This is a genomic window from Pseudomonas sp. LS44 (genome assembly GCF_024730785.1).
Taxonomy (GTDB): domain Bacteria; phylum Pseudomonadota; class Gammaproteobacteria; order Pseudomonadales; family Pseudomonadaceae; genus Aquipseudomonas.
Genome location: NZ_CP102830.1, coordinates 4,153,255 through 4,170,674, shown reverse-complemented (window position 1 = coordinate 4,170,674; position 17,420 = coordinate 4,153,255). Strand labels below are relative to the sequence as shown.

At 61.3% G+C, this 17,420-nt stretch carries 13 protein-coding genes and 1 tRNA gene; all 14 read right to left on the bottom strand.

What is annotated here, in order from left to right:
* Positions 1 to 13 precede the first annotated feature (13 nt).
* Positions 14 to 1,921 (bottom strand): beta-ketoacyl synthase, encoded by a 1,908-nt coding sequence (locus NVV93_RS18730; RefSeq protein WP_258252169.1) that lies wholly within the window; start codon positions 1,919 to 1,921, stop codon positions 14 to 16.
* Positions 1,922 to 2,188: 267 nt separating this feature from the next.
* Entirely contained in the window at positions 2,189 to 3,121 is a 933-nt protein-coding gene (gene arcC, locus NVV93_RS18725) for a carbamate kinase (protein WP_258252168.1), read from the bottom strand.
* A gap of 74 nt (positions 3,122 to 3,195) precedes the next feature.
* Entirely contained in the window at positions 3,196 to 4,206 is a 1,011-nt protein-coding gene (locus NVV93_RS18720; protein ID WP_258252167.1) for an ornithine carbamoyltransferase, read from the bottom strand.
* 108 nt (positions 4,207 to 4,314) lie between these two features.
* On the bottom strand, positions 4,315 to 5,571 hold the full coding sequence (gene arcA / locus NVV93_RS18715) for an arginine deiminase (RefSeq protein WP_258252166.1): 1,257 nt from the start codon (positions 5,569 to 5,571) through the stop codon (positions 4,315 to 4,317).
* Positions 5,572 to 5,590: 19 nt separating this feature from the next.
* Positions 5,591 to 7,018, bottom strand: coding sequence for an arginine-ornithine antiporter (gene arcD, locus NVV93_RS18710; protein ID WP_258252165.1), 1,428 nt, complete (start codon positions 7,016 to 7,018; stop codon positions 5,591 to 5,593).
* Positions 7,019 to 7,647: 629 nt separating this feature from the next.
* Positions 7,648 to 7,723 (bottom strand) — tRNA-Thr (locus NVV93_RS18705).
* 267 nt (positions 7,724 to 7,990) lie between these two features.
* Complete coding sequence (locus NVV93_RS18700; protein WP_258252164.1) at positions 7,991 to 9,217, bottom strand: SAM-dependent methyltransferase; 1,227 nt, start codon at positions 9,215 to 9,217, stop codon at positions 7,991 to 7,993.
* Between the two features lie 36 nt (positions 9,218 to 9,253).
* Positions 9,254 to 9,943 (bottom strand): ABC transporter permease, encoded by a 690-nt coding sequence (locus NVV93_RS18695; protein ID WP_258252163.1) that lies wholly within the window; start codon positions 9,941 to 9,943, stop codon positions 9,254 to 9,256.
* Complete coding sequence (locus NVV93_RS18690) at positions 9,940 to 10,635, bottom strand: ABC transporter permease (RefSeq protein WP_258252162.1); 696 nt, start codon at positions 10,633 to 10,635, stop codon at positions 9,940 to 9,942. Before NVV93_RS18690 ends, NVV93_RS18695 begins: the two co-directional genes overlap by 4 nt.
* A gap of 55 nt (positions 10,636 to 10,690) precedes the next feature.
* Complete coding sequence (locus tag NVV93_RS18685) at positions 10,691 to 11,443, bottom strand: ABC transporter substrate-binding protein (protein ID WP_258252161.1); 753 nt, start codon at positions 11,441 to 11,443, stop codon at positions 10,691 to 10,693.
* A 13-nt stretch (positions 11,444 to 11,456) separates the two neighbouring features.
* Positions 11,457 to 12,230 (bottom strand): ABC transporter ATP-binding protein, encoded by a 774-nt coding sequence (locus NVV93_RS18680; protein ID WP_258252160.1) that lies wholly within the window; start codon positions 12,228 to 12,230, stop codon positions 11,457 to 11,459.
* A gap of 227 nt (positions 12,231 to 12,457) precedes the next feature.
* A complete protein-coding gene (ahpF, locus tag NVV93_RS18675; protein WP_258252159.1) occupies positions 12,458 to 14,014 on the bottom strand; it encodes an alkyl hydroperoxide reductase subunit F in 1,557 nt (518 codons plus the stop codon).
* Between the two features lie 130 nt (positions 14,015 to 14,144).
* The gene (gene ahpC, locus NVV93_RS18670) at positions 14,145 to 14,708 is read right to left on the bottom strand and encodes an alkyl hydroperoxide reductase subunit C (RefSeq protein ID WP_258252158.1); all 564 of its coding nucleotides are present in this window, start codon (positions 14,706 to 14,708) and stop codon (positions 14,145 to 14,147) included.
* A 379-nt stretch (positions 14,709 to 15,087) separates the two neighbouring features.
* Complete coding sequence (locus NVV93_RS18665) at positions 15,088 to 17,265, bottom strand: malate synthase G (RefSeq protein ID WP_258252157.1); 2,178 nt, start codon at positions 17,263 to 17,265, stop codon at positions 15,088 to 15,090.
* Between the last annotated feature and the right edge of the window lie 155 nt (positions 17,266 to 17,420).

Here is a 17,420-nt window from a genome sequence, read left to right as displayed (position 1 = left end):
TCGCCAGCGAGCCTCAGTCGAGCATGTCGCTGAAGCGTTCATCCTTGTGGAAGACCAACGGCCGACTGAAGCCCGGCACCTTGATCTGCTCGGTACCGAGCTCGATGGCCTGATCGTCGATCATGTCGTTGCCGAAGTTGTAGATGACGTCGAATTGGCCCTTGAGCGCCTGTTCATCGTACGCCTGGGCAGCAGCGCGGGTCGCTTCGCGCTTGACGCTGTAGGCGGCGAACGCCTCTTCGCCATGACGCTTGCGCAGCATCTTCTCGACCACCCGCGGCGCCAGCAGCACGCCGCTGGCGTTGTTGCCGCCAAACCCCTTGGAGTTGATGAAGCACACGTCCAACGGCGTCTCCTGGCGGCTCTGGTCTTCGGTGGAGATGTGCAAGTGGCGGCGGAACACATCATCGGCCACCCGGTCGATGGTCTTGATCCCCGGCAGGATGCCGTGCTTGAAAGAGCCTAGCGCTGACATCAGTTGATCGGCGCTAGCGGCCGCCAGCGAGTGGCCGACGTATGACTTGACCGCCACCACAGGCCATTCCTCGATGCCGAAAGTTTCGGCGACGCGGTCCACCAGCTCCGATTCAGTGACCCGGTTGGCCGGGGTGCTGGAGCCGTGCGCATGCACGAAGCTGTGTCGGCGCACGCCTTCCAGGCCCACCAGTTGCACGGCGCTGGCGACCGCCTTGGCCAGGGTCAGGTAATTGCCTGGCCCCGGAGCGGAGATGGATTTCTTGAAGCCGTCGGCGTTGATGAACACATCGGTGGCTGCGCCATGGATGTCGGCGCCCAGCTCCAGGGCCAGGGCGTCGTCCATCAGCACCACGTACTGGGTGGATTCGGCGAGGGTGAAACCGCAGTTTTCGCCAAACGGTCGACTGGCACGGCGGAAGTCCACCTCGCCGCCGCCCTGCACATTGCGCAGGCCGTCTTCGGTGGCCAGGGCACTCATCGCGCCGTAGCCTTCGATGATTTCCGCGGTGATTGGCGCTTCGCTGTTCCCGACCAGCACCACGCGCGCGCGCCCGCTGTTAATCACATCAATGGCTTTTTGCAGGTTGTAGAGGAAGGTCGCGCACGCGCCGGTGACGCTGCCGGTGGTGCCGACGCTACCCAGTACATAGGCGTTGATGAAGTCCGCCGGCATGGTGTTCAGCCCCAGCGGGCATTGTTTGGCGGTGACCCGGTGGCCCTTGAGGCGCGACTGCATCATGCCGCCGAAACCGTTTTCATCGAGCTGGCTCATGGAGCTGCCGGCAAACACGGCTACTTCGTCCGGAGCGACGTGTTCGAGGATGGTCGTCCAGGCGATGCCGGTGGAGCGCAAGGCGTCGGTCGCCCCGATGATCGCCAATTGCAGGCCGCGCGGGTGGAAGCGCGAGGCATACAGCTCATCCGGCTCGAAGCCAGTCGGCAGTTGGCCGGCGGATTTGACCGGCAGAGCACGGAAGCTATCGACCTTGATATCGCAACCACCCAGCAGGGTGACGCGTACCGCATTGTCTTCTAGCGGCTCTACCGACCAATTGGCCGGCAGCGGCTCGGGCAATTGCTTGCGCTGGGTAACGAAGGTCAGCGGATTGTCATCGCCGCTGCTGAGGCTGAGGTTTTTCTGCCAATGCACGGCGTCGACGTCGAGGTAGCGCTTTTCAATGCGCCGTACCAACGTGGAGTCGAGAATCTGCGCCGCGAAGCGCGTTTCGATGTCGGCGAGCGACAGTGGCTCGTCGGTGCTGGAGTGGAAGCTGCCATTGACCACTTTCACCAGCTTCATCATCACGGCCAGACCAGCCAGGGTTTCCTGACGGGTCAGAGCGTCCAGGGACTCGATCACGGTGCGACGAAACCCATGGTGAAAGGAGCTACGCCCCGCGGCGTTGTAACCGCCAAAACCAACAATGACTGGCAAACGTGACATTACTCGGCAACTCCTTCAAATAGGCCCTTGCATGCGCTACGGCGAGCTCGGAATGGCAGCTACGGCCTCACAGTCCACGGACAGGAAGTCCGGAGGCGGTGCACGTAATTAGAATTTGGATGCTTACGCTGACGAGGATTGTGACTATTAAGTCACTATTGACGCGAGTGGTCATACGTATTGTCGGGGCTGGTCGCTAGGCAGGCGACTGGCGGTATGGCGGGGTAGCGGCGGCAACCGGTTGCTCCGGTCGCCGCGCTGGGTGGATCAGTAGTAACTCAGGCCCGGCTTGGCGGTACTGACACGGGTGCCGGCCTTGCCTTGGACGATGGCCTCGATGTCGGCGAGCGAGCCGATTACCGCGACCTTGCCGGTGGCCTGGGCGAATTCGCTGGCGGCCTGGACTTTCGGGCCCATGGAGCCGGCGGCGAAGCCGAGGCGCTCAAGTTCGTCCGGGTGAGCTTGGGCGATGGCTTTCTGCGTCGGCTTGCCCCAGTCGACGAAAGCCGCGTTGACGTCGGTGGCGATCACCAGCAGGTCAGCGTTTAGTTCCTGGGCCAGCAGCGAGGAGCAGAGATCCTTGTCGATCACCGCCTCGACGCCGCTGAGCTTCTTGCCGCTCTCGTCGTACATGGTCGGGATACCGCCACCGCCGGCGCAGATGACCACGGTGCCTTTGTCCAGCAACCATTTCACCGGGCGAATCTCGAAGATCCGTTTCGGCCGCGGGCTGGCGACGACACGGCGGAATTTGTCGCCATCCGGGGCGATGCTCCAGCCTTTTTCCTTGGCCAGGGCTTCAGCTTCTTCCTTCGAGTAGACCGGGCCGATCGGCTTGGTCGGATTCTTGAAGGCCGGATCCTTACCGTCCACTTCGACCTGGGTGAGGATGGTGGCGAAGGGAACCTCGAACGGCAGAAGGTTGCCCATTTCCTGTTCGATCATGTAGCCGATCATGCCTTCGGTTTCTGCACCGAGCACGTCCAGCGGGTAAGGGGCGACCTTGTCGTAGGCCGCGCCCTGCAAGGCCAGTAGGCCGACTTGGGGGCCGTTGCCGTGGGCGATAACCAATTCGTTGCCAGGATGCACCTTGGCAATTTGCTCCGCCGCGATCTTCACGTTGATGCGTTGATTGTCAGCAGTCATGGGCTCGCCACGACGCAACAGGGCGTTACCGCCCAATGCGACGACGATACGCATATTCAATTCCTCCAGAAAGTGGGGCGCTTCCCGCACCGGCGACTGGGTCGCAACGCGGGAAGCGCATCCGGCGATTACATGTCGGCGAGGGTCGAAACCAGGATCGCCTTGATGGTGTGCATGCGGTTTTCCGCTTGCTCGAAGGCGATACAGGCGGGCGACTCGAACACGTCGTCGGTCACTTCGATGCCGTCTTTCAACTTCGGATACTTCGCGGCGATCTCTTTGCCGACTTTGGTTTCGCTGTTGTGGAAGGCCGGCAGGCAGTGCATGAACTTGACCCGTGGGTTGCCGGCGGCCTTCATCAGCTTGGCGTTGACTTGGAACGGCAGCAGCAACTTGATGCGTTCGCCCCAGGCGTCCACTGGCTCGCCCATAGATACCCAGACATCGGTGTGGATGAAATCGACACCTTTGACCGCGACCTTCGGGTCGTCAGTGAGGGTGATGCGTGCGCCGCTTTCCTTGGCGAACTCCTGGCATTGTTTGACGAAATCATCTTCCGGCCATAGCTCTTTCGGGCCACCGATGCGTACGTCCATGCCGAGCTTGGCGCCAATCAGCAGCAGCGAGTTGCCCATGTTGTTGCGGGCATCGCCAACGTAGGCGTAGCTGATGTCATGCAGTGGTTTATCGCTGTTTTCGCGCATGGTCAGCACGTCGGCGATCATTTGGGTCGGGTGATATTCGTCGGTCAGGCCGTTGAACACCGGGACACCGGCGAACTTGGCCAGCTCTTCGACGATTTCCTGCTTGAAGCCACGGTACTCGATGGCGTCGTACATACGGCCGAGTACGCGAGCGGTGTCCTTCATGCTCTCTTTGTGGCCGATCTGCGAAGAGTTGGGGTCAATGTAGGTGACGTTGGCGCCTTGGTCGTAGGCGGCGACTTCGAAGGCGCAGCGGGTACGGGTCGAGGTCTTTTCGAAGATCAGCGCAATGTTGTTGCCTTTCAGGCGCTGCTGCTCGGTGCCGGTGTACTTGGCGCGCTTCAGGTCGCGCGAGAGGTCCAGCAGGTAACGCAACTCGCGGGGGCTGTGGTGCATCAGGCTGAGCAGGTTACGGTTGTGAATGTTGAAAGCCATGGTACTTCTCCTTGAAAACAGCTGAAATCTGGCTCCGTCAGAACTGCTGATGGCTGGCGGGGCGGGCGGGGCGGGCGGCCCGGGTGGGCCGCCTGAGGGGTGGTGAGATTAGTAGTCGATCGGGTCGCGGATGATCGGGCAGGTCATGCAGTGGCCACCGCCACGGCCGCGGCCGAGTTCGCTGGCGCTGATGGTGACCACCTCAACGCCGGCCTTGCGCAGCAGGGTATTGGTGTAGGTGTTGCGGTCGTAACCGACTACCACGCCGGGCTCCAGGGCGACCACGTTGTTGCCGTCGTCCCACTGCTCGCGTTCCGCTTCGAAGCTGTCACCGCCGGTTTCAACCACGCGCAGTTTCTTCAGATTGAGGGACGCGGCGACGACGTCGAGGAACGACTTTTCCTCGCGACGCACATCGATGCCGCCTGGCTTGCTCTCATCGGGACGCAGGGTGAACGGGACGATCTGGTAGGCAACTTCAGGGAAGAGGGTCACCAGGTCGCGGTCGCAGAAGCTGAACACGGTGTCCAGGTGCATCGCGGCGCGGGACTTGCCGAGACCGGCGACGATCACACGCTCGGCGGCGCCCTTTTTGAACAGTGCCTGCGCAACTTGGCCGATGGCCTGGTGAGAGGTGCGTTCGCCCATGCCGATCAGCACGGTGCCGTTGCCGATTGGCATCACGTCACCACCTTCGAGGGTAGCGGCGCCGTGGTCGACGTCAGGATCGCCGTACCAGACCTGGAAGTCGGCATTGGTGAAGTCTGGGTGGAACTTGTAGATGGCGGTTGCCAGCAGGGTTTCCTGGCGGCGGGCTGGCCAATACATCGGGTTGAGGGTCACGCCGCCGTAGATCCAGCAGGTGGTGTCACGGGTGAACTGGGTGTTCGGCAGCGGCGGGAAGATGAAGCTGGAATCGCCAAGGTAGGCGTTGAACATCTTCGAAACGTCGGATTCTTTGTGTGCGGCCAGGTCGCGGCCGGCCACGCCGCCGATGAGGAATTCGGCAATGCGGCGCGGCTCCAGGCCTTCGATGAAGGAGCGCACTTCGTTTTGCAGGCCGAGGCCGACGCTGTTGGGGGTGAGCTTGCGGTCAAGGATCCATTTCAGGGCCGCCTTGTTCTGCACGGTCTCTTCCAGCAGGTTGTGCATCTCGCATACATCGACACCGCGTTCGCGCATCTTGGTAATGAAGTCGAAGTGGTCGCGCTTGGCCTGGCTGACCCAGATCACGTCGTCGAACAGCAGTTCGTCGCAGTTATTCGGGGTTAGACGCAGGTGGGCCAGGCCGGGCGAGCAGACCATTACTTTGCGCAATTTACCGGCTTCGGAATGGACGCCGAATTTGATTTTTTCAGTTGCCATGTCAGTTCTCCTTACGAAGTTACAGAGTCAAGAAGCCGTCGTAGAGACCATAGGCGGCTATGAGAGCGCCGATCACGACGACGGCGAAAATCAGTTTCTCGACATTGGTAAAGATGGGTTGGCCGAGTTCCCGCTTGGCCTTGGCGAACAGGATGATCCCTGGGGCATATAGCAGCGCGGACAACAGCAGGTATTTGAGGCCGCCGGCGTAAATCAGCCAGACGGCATAGATCAGGGCGATGCCGCCGATGATCAGGTCCTTGGTACGGTCGCGGGCGTCGGTCTCGTAGCTCTCGCCGCGCAGCGGCAGGAGTACCGCATAGGCCGCCGACCACAGGTACGGCACCAGGATCATTGAGGTGGCGAGATAGATCAGCGACAGGTAAGTGCTGTTGCTGAACAGGGTGATGACTAGGAACACCTGAACGCAGGCGTTGGTCAGCCACAGCGCGTTGGCCGGCACATGGTTGGCGTTTTCCTTGCGCAGGAACTCCGGCATGGTGTGGTCTTTCGCTGCGGCGAACATGATTTCTGCGCACAGCAGTACCCAGGACAGCAGGGCGCCGAGCAGGGAAATAACCAGGCCGACGCTGATCAGCACTGCACCCCAGTGACCGACCACGTGCTCGAGCACGGCGGCCATCGACGGATTCTGCAGCTTGGCCAGTTCCGGCTGAGCCATGATGCCGAGAGACAGCACGTTAACCAGCACCAGCAGGAGCAGCACGGTGATGAAACCGATGATGGTGGCCTTGCCGACGTCGCTACGCTTTTCCGCACGGGAGGAGAAGATGCTCGCGCCCTCGATGCCGATGAACACCCAGACGGTGACCAGCATCATGTTGCGCACCTGGTTCATCACGCTGCCGAGATCGGGGTTGCTCGCGCCCCAGATGTCGGTGGTGAAGATATCCAGTTTGAAGGCGAAGAAGCAGATGAGGATGAACAGGATCAACGGCACCACTTTGGCAACGGTGGTGACCAAGTTGATGAAGGCGGCTTCCTTGATTCCTCGTAGAACCAGGAAATGCACGGCCCAGAGCAGGATTGACGCACCGATGATGGCGGCGACCGTATTGCCTTCGCCGAAAATCGGGAAGAAGTAACCGAGGGTACTGAACAGCAGTACGAAGTAGCCGACGTTACCGAGCCAGGCGCTGATCCAGTAACCCCAGGCTGATGAGAAGCCCATGTAGTCGCCGAAACCAGCTTTGGCGTAGGCATATACCCCGCCGTCGAGATCTGGCTTGCGGTTGGCCAGGGTTTGGAACACGAAGGCCAGGGTCAGCATGCCGACCGCGGTAATGGCCCAACCGATTAAAACGGCGCCTGCGTCGGCGCTTGCAGCCATATTCTGTGGCAGAGAAAAGATCCCGCCGCCGACCATCGAACCCACTACGAGAGCTACTAGCGCTCCGAGTTTTAGTTTTTGAGCGGACTGTGACATTGCAAACCTCCAATCCAGGGAAGAGTTGACGTCAGTTAAGCGCGGATTCGAAAGGGGCGAGCTGACATAGGTCAAGACACCTCCACGTCCGTGTTCTTCTGAAGCGTCTCCGAACAGTTAGCCACACTAAGCGTTGCAGTTTGATGGCGAGTAGGAGTGCGGATTTAAAACAGGGGAACATCCGCGCTGTGTAACAAGCTAGCTAACTTTACCGACTCTGCAAGGAACCGAGCAATGTCGCCGGGCTGTCTGGGTGGGATGTTTGGGCTAATTCCCCGTGGTTTTTTGCAGGCGCCGAAGACGTTAGGTGGGGCATGGCAGGAGCCTCAACTTAACGGGGTGCCGGTGTCCGGTTTGATAGGGACAAGCCCAGTTTGAGGGCTGGCGAGGCTGAGTGATGAGAGGTTCTCAAGATAGGCTCAGGCCTAAATCCCCAACTTTTTAAACACCAAGTCGGAGTTTGCCGATGGAGGCAGTTGAGAGCGTATGTCTAGGGTGCGCCGCGAGGGAGGCCAAGATTTTTTCTAACCGGCTTGGCAGCTATTGGTAAATCCCTACCCCAAACCTACCCCAGTTCAAATTTAGGCAACAAAAAAGGCCTGCGATTTCTCGTAGGCCTTTATTTTGTATGGTGCCGGCACCAGGAATCGAACCCGGGACCTACTGATTACAAGTCAGTTGCTCTACCAGCTGAGCTATACCGGCTTTTTCGGGCCGCCATTATATCCATTGGCCGGGCCGAGTAAAGACGTGAAAAGGGCGATTTAGGCGCTTTTATCGAAGATTGGCCTGAAAGCTTATGCACAATTTTGAAGCACTTAGTACGGCGATGCATTTTTCTGAGGCGATGCTGAATTTTTTTTATAAATATCTGTTTTTTATAGGTTTATTTTCTGGATAAAAAAGCGTCAATCACCTTTTCGCCTTGTGCGGCGTGGATTTCAGCGATTTGCTCAGAAACAACCCACAAACTTATCCACAGAATGTGTGCGCAACTTGCTCGCGCTCGGCGAGCAGCAAAAGGTTGCGCGGGCTTAGCCCGGCTGGGCAAAAGCTGCCCAAGCTGACCCGGTAGCCAAGTTCCTGTAGAAACAACGCGCGATCGAGTAGCAGCCAGATTTCCAGGGGGCGGCGGAACAAACCGCGGAGCAGTTCGAGATTGCGTACCGCCGCTAGACGTTGCCAGCCGGCAGCCTCCAGCGCGGCCCAGTCGCGCGTGCCCGGAATCGGCAAGGCCTTCAATGCGGCGAGGTCCTCGCAGTAGCTGCGGAAGTCTTTCTGCAACCAGGCACTGGGTAGCGAGGGCGTAGGAAGATAGGCATCGCCGCCGCGCAGTTCGCGTTGCAGCAGATCGAAGGCCAGTCGGCGGGCCATCGAGGTGTCGCGCTGGCGGCGCACGCGGGCGCCGGCGGTCACCGTTTCGCTCAAGGGCAGGCCCAGATCCTCGCGCGAAAGTTCAAGCGCCGAGGCTTGCGCGGTGGCCGATAACGGCTGATAGGTGGGCGCCGCAATGCGGTTGTAGCAGCACGGTGCAATTGCCATTTGCGCGCAGCCGGCGGCACTGGCCAGCTGGATCAGGCGCACATGCAGGTCGCCGCAGGCGTGCAAGGCAACCGGGGTTTGGTGGGGGTGCACATGCGCGCCGGCATCGGCGGCGAGCACATCCTGGTTGATATGCCGAGCCGCGAGCTGGCGGCGCTGGCTGAGCGCGCGGCCGGACTCGACCAGTTCCGGGTCATGCTCCAGGCAGGTCAGGTCTCCGCCCTGCCAGGCGAGTAGGTGGCCGAGGTGGCCTTTGCCTGAACACCAGTCGAGCCAGTGGCGTGGCGCCTGATCGAAATTCAGGTGCTGGGCGAAGACTTCGATCTGCTGCCATTTGCGTCCCGGCACATCATGGCTGAAGCGTGCTGGAGGCATCTGGCGGGGTTGCGCCGGTAATTCGCCGACTGCCGCAAGCTCCATGGCACGCGCGGCCAGCTGCGGGAAGGGTGCCGGCGCGGCGAGGAGCTCCGGATGGTTGTCCGCGGCTTCGGCGGCCTCCAGCGATCGCCCGCGCAACCAGCGCGCCAGCTTGGCATGTTCGGCTTCCCACGGCAGTTGCAGATGGTTGAACGGGCGTGGCCGCCAAAGCCCTTGATGACTGAGAAGAAAGGCGTCGAGCGCCTGAAAGCGCTCGAGCAGGGAGGGGCCGGTAAGCATTTTGAAAGCCTGATGAAGGTCCGTTGGCGCGGCGGATTAGCGGCCTTGCGTGACGTCGACGCGTAGCCAACGCTCCAGCAATTTGAAGGCGCGGACCAGGATAAAGGCGATCAGCAGGTAGAACACTCCGGCAGTGAAGAATCCCTCCACCGACAGATAGGTGCGGGCATTCATGGTGCGCGCCATGCCGGTCAATTCCAGCAGGGTGACGGTGCTGGCCAGGGCGCTGGCCTTGAGCATCAGGATCACTTCATTGCTGTAGGCCGGCAGACCGATGCGCGAGGCGCGCGGCAGGACGATGTAGAGCATCGCCTGCGCGCGCGACATGCCCAACGCGCGGGCCGCCTCGATTTCGCCTGGTGGTACGGCCTGAATGGCGCCACGCAGGATCTCGGCGATATAGGCGGCGGTGTGCAAGGTCATGGTCAGCACCGCGCACCAGTACGGATCGCGTAGGTATGGCCAGAGCGGCCCCTGACGAACCGCATCGAACTGCGCCGCGCCGTAGTAGACCAGGAACAGTTGCACCAGTAGCGGCGTGCCGCGGAAGAAGAAGATGTAACCATACGGCAGGGCGCGCACATACCAGTGTCGCGAGGCGCGGGCGATGCCCATTGGCAGGGCGAGAATCAGCCCGGCGAGTACGGCGATGGCGACCAGTTCGAGGGTCAGACCGGCGGCGTCGACAAAGCGCGGCAGCCATTTGAGGATCACTTCCCAGTTCATGCGCCGCTCCTGGCAAAGCCGCGCGCGGCGCGTTTCTCGAGGAAGTACAGGCCGATCATGGCCAGCACAGTCAGGCCTAGGTAAATGAAGGCTGCGACCAGGAAGAAGGTGAACGGTTGTTTGCTTACCGTCACGGCGATTTGCGCAGTACGCATGATTTCGCCGAGGCCGACCACCGAGATCAGCGCGGTGTCCTTCATCAGAATCATGAACAGGTTGCCGAGCCCGGGCAGGGCGATGCGCCACATCTGCGGCAGAACAAGCCGCCAAAGAATTCGCCCTTTGGACAGGCCCAACGCCTGACCGGCTTCGCGGTGGCCGCGCGGCACTGCGAGGATCGCGCCACGAAATACTTCCGTGGCGTAGGCGCCGAAGCACAGGCCCAGCGCGATGCTGCCGGCGGCGAAGGGGCTGAGTTCCAGCTCAGGCCGGCCAATCCACGCGCCCAGGGCATGCATGGCATTGACCGTGCCGAAATAGATCAGCAGTACCCAGAGCAACTCGGGTACGCCGCGGACCAGCGTCGAATAGGTTTCGCCCAGCCATTGCAGGGGCCGCAGCGGAGAAGTTCTGGCCAGGGCGCCGAGCAAGCCGAGCACCAAGCCGAGGGCCAGCGCCGATAACGCCAGCTTGATGGTCATCAGAGTGCCGGCGGCCAGCGCCGGACCGAATCCGTAGAGATCGAAATTCATCTGGGGCAACTATTGGAGGCTGGCGCCGCCGGGCGACGGCGCCAGTCGGGACGCATCAGTAGATGCTGAACGGGAAGTACTTGTCGTTGATCTTCTTGTAGGTGCCGTCGGCGACAATTTCCTTCAGCGCGGCGTTCAGCTTGGTCCGCAGCGGGTCGTCCTTGCGCACGGCCAGGCCGATCTTGTCGTTGTCGAATACCGGATCACCCTTGAACTCGAAGCTCTTGCCGGCATCGCTCTTCAGCCATTCCCAGTTGACGAAGGTGTCGGCCAGGATGCCATCGAGGCGGCCTGACGCCAGGTCCAGATAGGCGTTGTCCTGAGTGTCGTAGAGCTTGATGTCGACCACGTCGTTGAGGTTGTCTTCCAGCCAGTTGCCGGCGATGGTCGCGCGCTGGGCGCCGATCACTTTGCCTTTCAGGCCGGTTTTGTCGGTTTTCAGCTCAGTGGTTTTGCTGGCGATGAATTGCAGCTTGTTGGTGTAGTAGGGGTCGGTGAAGTCGACCGCTTGCTTGCGCTCTTCGGTGATCGACATCGAGGCGGCGATGAAGTCGAATTTCTTCGCGTTCAATGCCGGAATGATGCCGTCCCAGTCGGAGGTGACCACTTCGCATTCGACTTTCATTTTGGCGCACAACGCCTGGGCAATCTCGACGTCGAAACCGACTACTTGACCGCTGGCATCGATCAGGTTGAAGGGCGGGTAAGCGCCTTCGGTACCGATCTTCAGTTTATCCGCGGCAAAGGCGCCGGAACCGAAAGCCAGGGTGGCGGCAGCGGCCAGCAGCATTTTCTTATATGTCATCATGCGTGTTGCTCCGTTAGTGATTGCTGGACATGAACTGTTTGCAGCGTGCCGAGTTCGGGTGGTCGAAGACCTGCGCGGGTGAGCCTTGTTCTTCCACCAACCCTTGATGCAGGAAAACCACTTCGCTGGACACTTGCCGAGCAAAACCCATCTCGTGGGTAACCAGCAGCATAGTGCGACCTTCTTCGGCGAGCGCGCGGATAACCGCTAGCACTTCTTGGACCATTTCCGGATCGAGCGCCGAGGTAGGCTCATCGAACAGAATCACCTTCGGTTGCATGGCCAGGGTGCGGGCGATCGCTGCGCGCTGTTGTTGGCCGCCGGAAAGCTGGTTCGGGTAAACGTGGCGCTTGTCGGCGATGCCGACCTTGGCCAGCAGCGCTTCGGCCACTTCAATGGCTTCGGCACGGCTCTGGCCGAGCACCCGGCGCGGCGCCTCGATGATGTTGTCGAGCACCGTCATGTGCGGCCAGAGGTTGAAGTTCTGGAAGACGAAACCGATTTCGCTGCGCAGGCGGTTGATCTGTTTGTTGTCGGCGGCGACCAATTCGCCATGCCGGCTGGTCTTCAGCTTGAGTTCTTCGCCGGCGACGATGATCTGTCCCTGATGCGGGTTTTCCAGCAGGTTGATGCAGCGCAGAAAGGTCGACTTGCCGGAGCCGGAAGAGCCGAGAATCGAGATCACATCGCCATCGCGCGCGGTCAGGGAGATGCCCTTGAGAACCTCGAGGTCGCCGTAACGTTTGTGCAGGTTGCGGATTTCCAGGGCGGGCGTAGCCTCGGCCATACAGGTTCCTCTTGGGGTTACAGAGCACTCCGGCGTTAACGGGCCTTCCTGGCGTGGCACCAAGCTAGCATAGCGCCCAAAGTGCAGCCAAGCGCATGGCCCCGGTGCGATAGGGCCGAGCAGGGGCTTGTCGCATCGCTGAAGTCGGGTGTCGCGAGAACGCAAATACCCTTGCACTAAAAAGCCGCCGCCTGCAGAGCAGGACGGCGGCTGTGTTTAGCGCTCGATCAGGTGGTGCGGATCAGGTGATCGAAGGCACTCAGCGAGGCTTTGGCCCCTTCGCCGACCGCGATAACGATCTGTTTGTACGGCACGGTGGTCACGTCGCCGGCGGCGAATACGCCCGGCACCGAGGTTTCGCCCCGCGAATCGGCGATGATCTCGCCGCGTGGCGACAACTCGATGCTGCCCTTCAGCCAGTCGCTGTTAGGCAGCAGGCCGATCTGCACGAAGATGCCTTCCAGCTCGACGGTGCGCAGTTCCTCACTGACGCGGTCCTTGTAGACCAGGCCGGTGACTTTCTGCCCGTCGCCCTTGACCTCGGTGGTCAGCGCGCTCTTGATCACGGTGACGTTGGCCAGGCTGTTGAGTTTCTTCTGCAGCACGGCGTCGGCGCGCAGCTTGTCATCGAACTCGATCAGGGTGACATGGGCGACGATGCCGGCCAGGTCGATGGCCGCTTCCACGCCGGAGTTACCGCCGCCGATCACCGCTACGCGCTTGCCCTTGAACAGCGGGCCGTCGCAGTGCGGGCAGAAGCACACGCCCTTGGCTTTGTATTCCTTCTCGCCGGGCACGTTCATTTCGCGCCAGCGTGCGCCGGTGGCGAGGATCACGGTCTTGGCCTTGAGGCTCGCACCGCTCTCGAACTTGACCTCGTGCAGACCGCCGACGGCGCTGGCCGGGATCAGCGCGCTGGCACGCTGCAGGTCCATGATGTCGACGTCGTACTGCTTGACGTGCTCTTCCAGGGCGCGCGCCAGTTTCGGTCCTTCGGTCTCCTGCACGGAAACGAAGTTCTCGATCGCCATGGTGTCGAGCACCTGGCCACCGAAACGCTCGGCGGCCACGCCGGTGCGGATGCCTTTACGTGCGGCATAGATCGCCGCGGCGGCGCCGGCCGGGCCACCGCCGACCACCAGCACGTCGAAGGCGTCCTTGGCGTTCATCTTCTCGGCGTCGCGGTTGGCGGCGCCGGTGTCGATCTTGGCGAGGATTTCCTTCACCTCCATACGCCCCGAAGCGAACACTTCACCGTTCAGGTAGATGCTCGGCACGGCCATGACCTGGCGGCGCTCGACTTCTTCCTGGAACAGTGCGCCGTCGATCGACACGTTACGGATGTTCGGGTTGAGCACGGCCATCAGGTTCAGCGCCTGGACCACGTCCGGGCAGTTCTGGCAGGACAGCGAGAAGTAGGTTTCAAATTCGAAACGGCCTTCGATGCTCTTGATTTGCTCGATGGTCTCCGCGTCCAGCTTAGACGGGTGGCCGCCAACTTGCAGCAGGGCCAGGACCAGCGAGGTGAATTCGTGGCCCATGGGGATGCCGGCGAAGGTCAGGCCGATATCCGCACCCGGGCGGTTGAGCGAGAACGACGGACGACGGGCGTCGCTGCCATCGGTCTTCAGGGTGATCTTGTCGGTCAGGCCGACGATGTCTTTGAGCAGGCCGAGCAGTTCCTGAGACTTCGCGCTGTCATCGAGGGACGCAACGATCTCGAACGGCAGGGTGACCTTCTCGAGGTAAGCCTTCAACTGGGATTTCAGATTGGCGTCCAACATGACTGCAATTTCCTCTGCGAAAGTACGAATTTCAGAAACAGAAACGCCCGGACGGATCGCGCCCGGGCGTTCGGGCACCAGAAGGGCTGAGATTCAGCCCTTGTAGCGCAGCAACCTTGTGGGTTGCGGCTTAGATTTTACCGACCAGATCGAGGGACGGAGCCAGGGTGGCTTCGCCTTCTTTCCACTTGGCCGGGCAAACCTGACCCGGGTTGGCGGCGGTGTACTGGGCAGCTTTCAGCTTGCGCAGGGTTTCCGCTACGTCACGGGCGATTTCGTTGGAGTGGATTTCCACGGTCTTGATCACGCCTTCCGGGTTGATCACGAAGGTGCCACGCAGGGCCAGGCCTTCTTCCGGGATGTGCACGCCGAACGCGTTGGTCAGTTGGTGAGTCGGGTCACCGATCAGCGGGAACTGAGCCTTGCCAACGGCCGGGGAGGTTTCGTGCCAGACCTTGTGCGAGAAGTGGGTATCGGTGGTGACGATGTACACCTCGGTACCGGCCTTCTGGAATTCGGCGTAGTTGTTGGCGGCGTCTTCGATCTCGGTTGGGCAGTTGAAGGTGAAGGCGGCCGGCATGAAGATCAGCACGGACCACTTGCCCTTCAGGGACTGCTCGGTAACCTGGATGAACTCGCCGTTGTGGAACGCGTTAGCGGTGAACGGCTGAACCTGAGTGTTAATCAGAGACATGGGATGAACTCCTTAGTGGGGTTTGGAAATTTGATGGGGCCATCCTAATTCAATCCGGCTATATCGCTAAATTGATTGAAGGCATTGAATTGATTACATCTCTCTATGCCATCCGAGAGACGAGGTAGTTCCCTAAGTGGGGGTGGCAGGCAGCTAAATCAACCGATGGCGGCATGTGAGCACCCTACGCCTGCCCATGTGACGATTCGTTGAGATAGGTCATGGGAGGTGCGAAGTCGCCCTGCGAGCCGTAGCCCGGATGCAATCCGGGGAAGCCGGCGGCTGTGCTTCCCGGGTTTCATCCGAGCTACTTGTTCCTGTCGGACCGGAAACGAAAAAGCCGCCCCGAGGGGCGGCTCTTTCAGTGCATCGCGAGGGCTTACAGGCCGTTCTTGGCCTTGAACTCGCGGCGGCGGCGGTGCAGCACCGGCTCGGTGTAGCCGTTGGGCTGCTTGGTGCCTTCGATCACCAGCTCCAGCGCGGCCTGGAAGGCCACGTTGTCGGCGAAGTTCGGTGCCAGCGGACGGTACAGCGAATCGCTGGCGTTCTGCCGGTCGACCACCACGGCCATGCGCTCGAGGCTCTCGACGATCTGCGCTTCGGTGACGATGCCCTGGCGCAGCCAGTTGGCCAGCAGCTGGCTGGAGATGCGCAGGGTCGCGCGGTCTTCCATCAGGCCGACGTCATTGATGTCCGGCACCTTGGAGCAACCGACGCCCTGGTCGATCCAGCGCACCACATAACCGAGGATGCCTTGCGAGTTGTTGTCCAACTCGTTCTTGATTTCCTCGGCCGACCAGTTGGTGTCCTGAGCCAGCGGGATGGTCAGGATGTCGTCCACCGACGCGGCAGTACGCTTGGCCAGTTCGGCCTGACGGGCGAACACGTCGACCTTGTGGTAGTGCATGGCGTGCAGGGTGGCGGCGGTCGGCGACGGGACCCAGGCGGTGTTGGCGCCAGCCAGCGGGTGAGCGATTTTCTGCTCGACCATGCCAGCCATCAGGTCGGGCATCGCCCACATGCCTTTGCCGATCTGTGCCTTGCCTTGCAGGCCGGTGGCCAGGCCGATGTCGACGTTGCTGTTTTCGTAGGCGCCGATCCACTTCTCGGCCTTCATGGCGGCCTTGCGCACCATCGCGCCGGCTTCCATGGAGGTGTGGATTTCGTCACCGGTACGGTCGAGGAAGCCGGTGTTGATGAACACCACGCGCTCTTTCGCGGCCTGGATGCACGCCTTGAGGTTGACGGTGGTGCGACGCTCTTCGTCCATGATGCCGACTTTCAGGGTGTTGCGCGGCAGGCCGAGGACGTCCTCGACGCGGCCGAAGGTTTCCACCGCGAAGGCCACTTCTTCCGGACCGTGCATCTTCGGCTTGACGATGTACACGCTGCCGGTGCGGGTGTTCTTGCGGCTGGTGTTGCCGTTCAGGTTGTGCACCGCGATCAGGCTGGTGAACAGGGCGTCCTGAATGCCTTCCGGCACTTCGTTGCCTTGCGCGTCGAGGATCGCCGGGTTGGTCATCAGGTGACCGACGTTGCGCACGAACAGCAGTGAACGACCGTGCAGGGTTAGTTCGGAACCGTCGGCCTGGGTGTACACGCGGTCCGGGTTCATGGTGCGGGTGAAGGTGTTGGCACCTTTGACCACGCTTTCGGCTAGGTCGCCCTTCATCAGGCCCAGCCAGTTGCGGTAGACCACGGTCTTGTCGTCGGCATCGACGGCGGCCACGGAGTCTTCGCAGTCCATGATGGTGGTCAGTGCGGATTCCATCAGCACGTCTTTGACGCCGGCGGCATCGGTCTGGCCGATCGGGCTGGTCGGGTCGATCTGGATTTCGAAGTGCAGGCCGTTGTTCTTCAGCAGCACGGCAGCCGGTTGCGCGGCGTTGCCCTGGAAGGCGATGAACTGCGCCGGGTTCTTCAGGCCGACGCGGTTGCCGTTCTTCAGGCTGACGACCAGCTTGCCGTTGTCGATCGCATAAGCGCTGGCGTCGACGTGCGAGGCACCTTCCAGCGGCGCGGCTTCGTCGAGGAAGGCGCGGGCGTAGGCGATGACCTTGTCACCGCGCACCTGGTTGTAGCCCGGACCCTTGTCCGCGCCACCTTCGGTGCTGATTACGTCGGTGCCATACAGTGCGTCGTACAGCGAACCCCAACGGGCGTTGGCGGCGTTCAGGGCGAAGCGCGCGTTCATCACCGGCACTACCAGCTGCGGGCCGGCCATGCGGGCGATTTCTTCATCGACGTTCTGCGTGGTGGCCTGGAAGTCAGCCGCTTCCGGCAGCAGGTAGCCGATTTCCTGCAGGAACGCCTTGTAGGCCACGGCGTCGTGGGCCTGGCCGGCACGTGCCTGGTGCCAGGCGTCGATTTGCGCCTGCAGGGCATCGCGCTTGGCGAGCAGGGCTTTGTTCTTCGGTGCGAGGTCGTTGATGACCGCTTCCACACCGCCCCAGAACTTGTCGGCAGCGATGCCGGTACCGGGGATGGCTTCGTTGTTTACGAAGTCGAACAGGACTTTGGCGACCTGCAGGCCACCGACTTGAACGCGTTCAGTCATCACTTGCCTCACTCTGCTCAATAACCACTTCAACCGCTTCGGACCGGGCTTTTGCCGTTCTTGTAGTCCGAGGCGCGGCATACTACATGAAGAAATAGGGAAAATCAGTGGGCACGCGTCGCACTGCGACTGGAGGGTGCCTTCTGGTCATCTTG

What these genes read in the sequence shown, in the direction of transcription:
- NVV93_RS18720 (WP_258252167.1), bottom strand. Translation starts at nt 4,206, where the DNA reads ATGGCTTTCAACATTCACAACCGTAACCTGCTCAGCCTGATGCACCAC.
- NVV93_RS18665 (WP_258252157.1), bottom strand. Translation starts at nt 17,265, where the DNA reads ATGACTGAACGCGTTCAAGTCGGTGGCCTGCAGGTCGCCAAAGTCCTG.
- NVV93_RS18690 (WP_258252162.1), bottom strand. Translation starts at nt 10,635, where the DNA reads ATGAATTTCGATCTCTACGGATTCGGTCCGGCGCTGGCCGCCGGCACT.
- arcA (WP_258252166.1), bottom strand. Translation starts at nt 5,571, where the DNA reads ATGGCAACTGAAAAAATCAAATTCGGCGTCCATTCCGAAGCCGGTAAA.
- NVV93_RS18730 (WP_258252169.1), bottom strand. Translation starts at nt 1,921, where the DNA reads ATGTCACGTTTGCCAGTCATTGTTGGTTTTGGCGGTTACAACGCCGCG.
- NVV93_RS18695 (WP_258252163.1), bottom strand. Translation starts at nt 9,943, where the DNA reads ATGAACTGGGAAGTGATCCTCAAATGGCTGCCGCGCTTTGTCGACGCC.
- NVV93_RS18680 (WP_258252160.1), bottom strand. Translation starts at nt 12,230, where the DNA reads ATGGCCGAGGCTACGCCCGCCCTGGAAATCCGCAACCTGCACAAACGT.
- ahpF (WP_258252159.1), bottom strand. Translation starts at nt 14,014, where the DNA reads ATGTTGGACGCCAATCTGAAATCCCAGTTGAAGGCTTACCTCGAGAAG.
- NVV93_RS18700 (WP_258252164.1), bottom strand. Translation starts at nt 9,217, where the DNA reads ATGCTTACCGGCCCCTCCCTGCTCGAGCGCTTTCAGGCGCTCGACGCC.
- arcD (WP_258252165.1), bottom strand. Translation starts at nt 7,018, where the DNA reads ATGTCACAGTCCGCTCAAAAACTAAAACTCGGAGCGCTAGTAGCTCTC.
- ahpC (WP_258252158.1), bottom strand. Translation starts at nt 14,708, where the DNA reads ATGTCTCTGATTAACACTCAGGTTCAGCCGTTCACCGCTAACGCGTTC.
- NVV93_RS18685 (WP_258252161.1), bottom strand. Translation starts at nt 11,443, where the DNA reads ATGATGACATATAAGAAAATGCTGCTGGCCGCTGCCGCCACCCTGGCT.
- arcC (WP_258252168.1), bottom strand. Translation starts at nt 3,121, where the DNA reads ATGCGTATCGTCGTCGCATTGGGCGGTAACGCCCTGTTGCGTCGTGGC.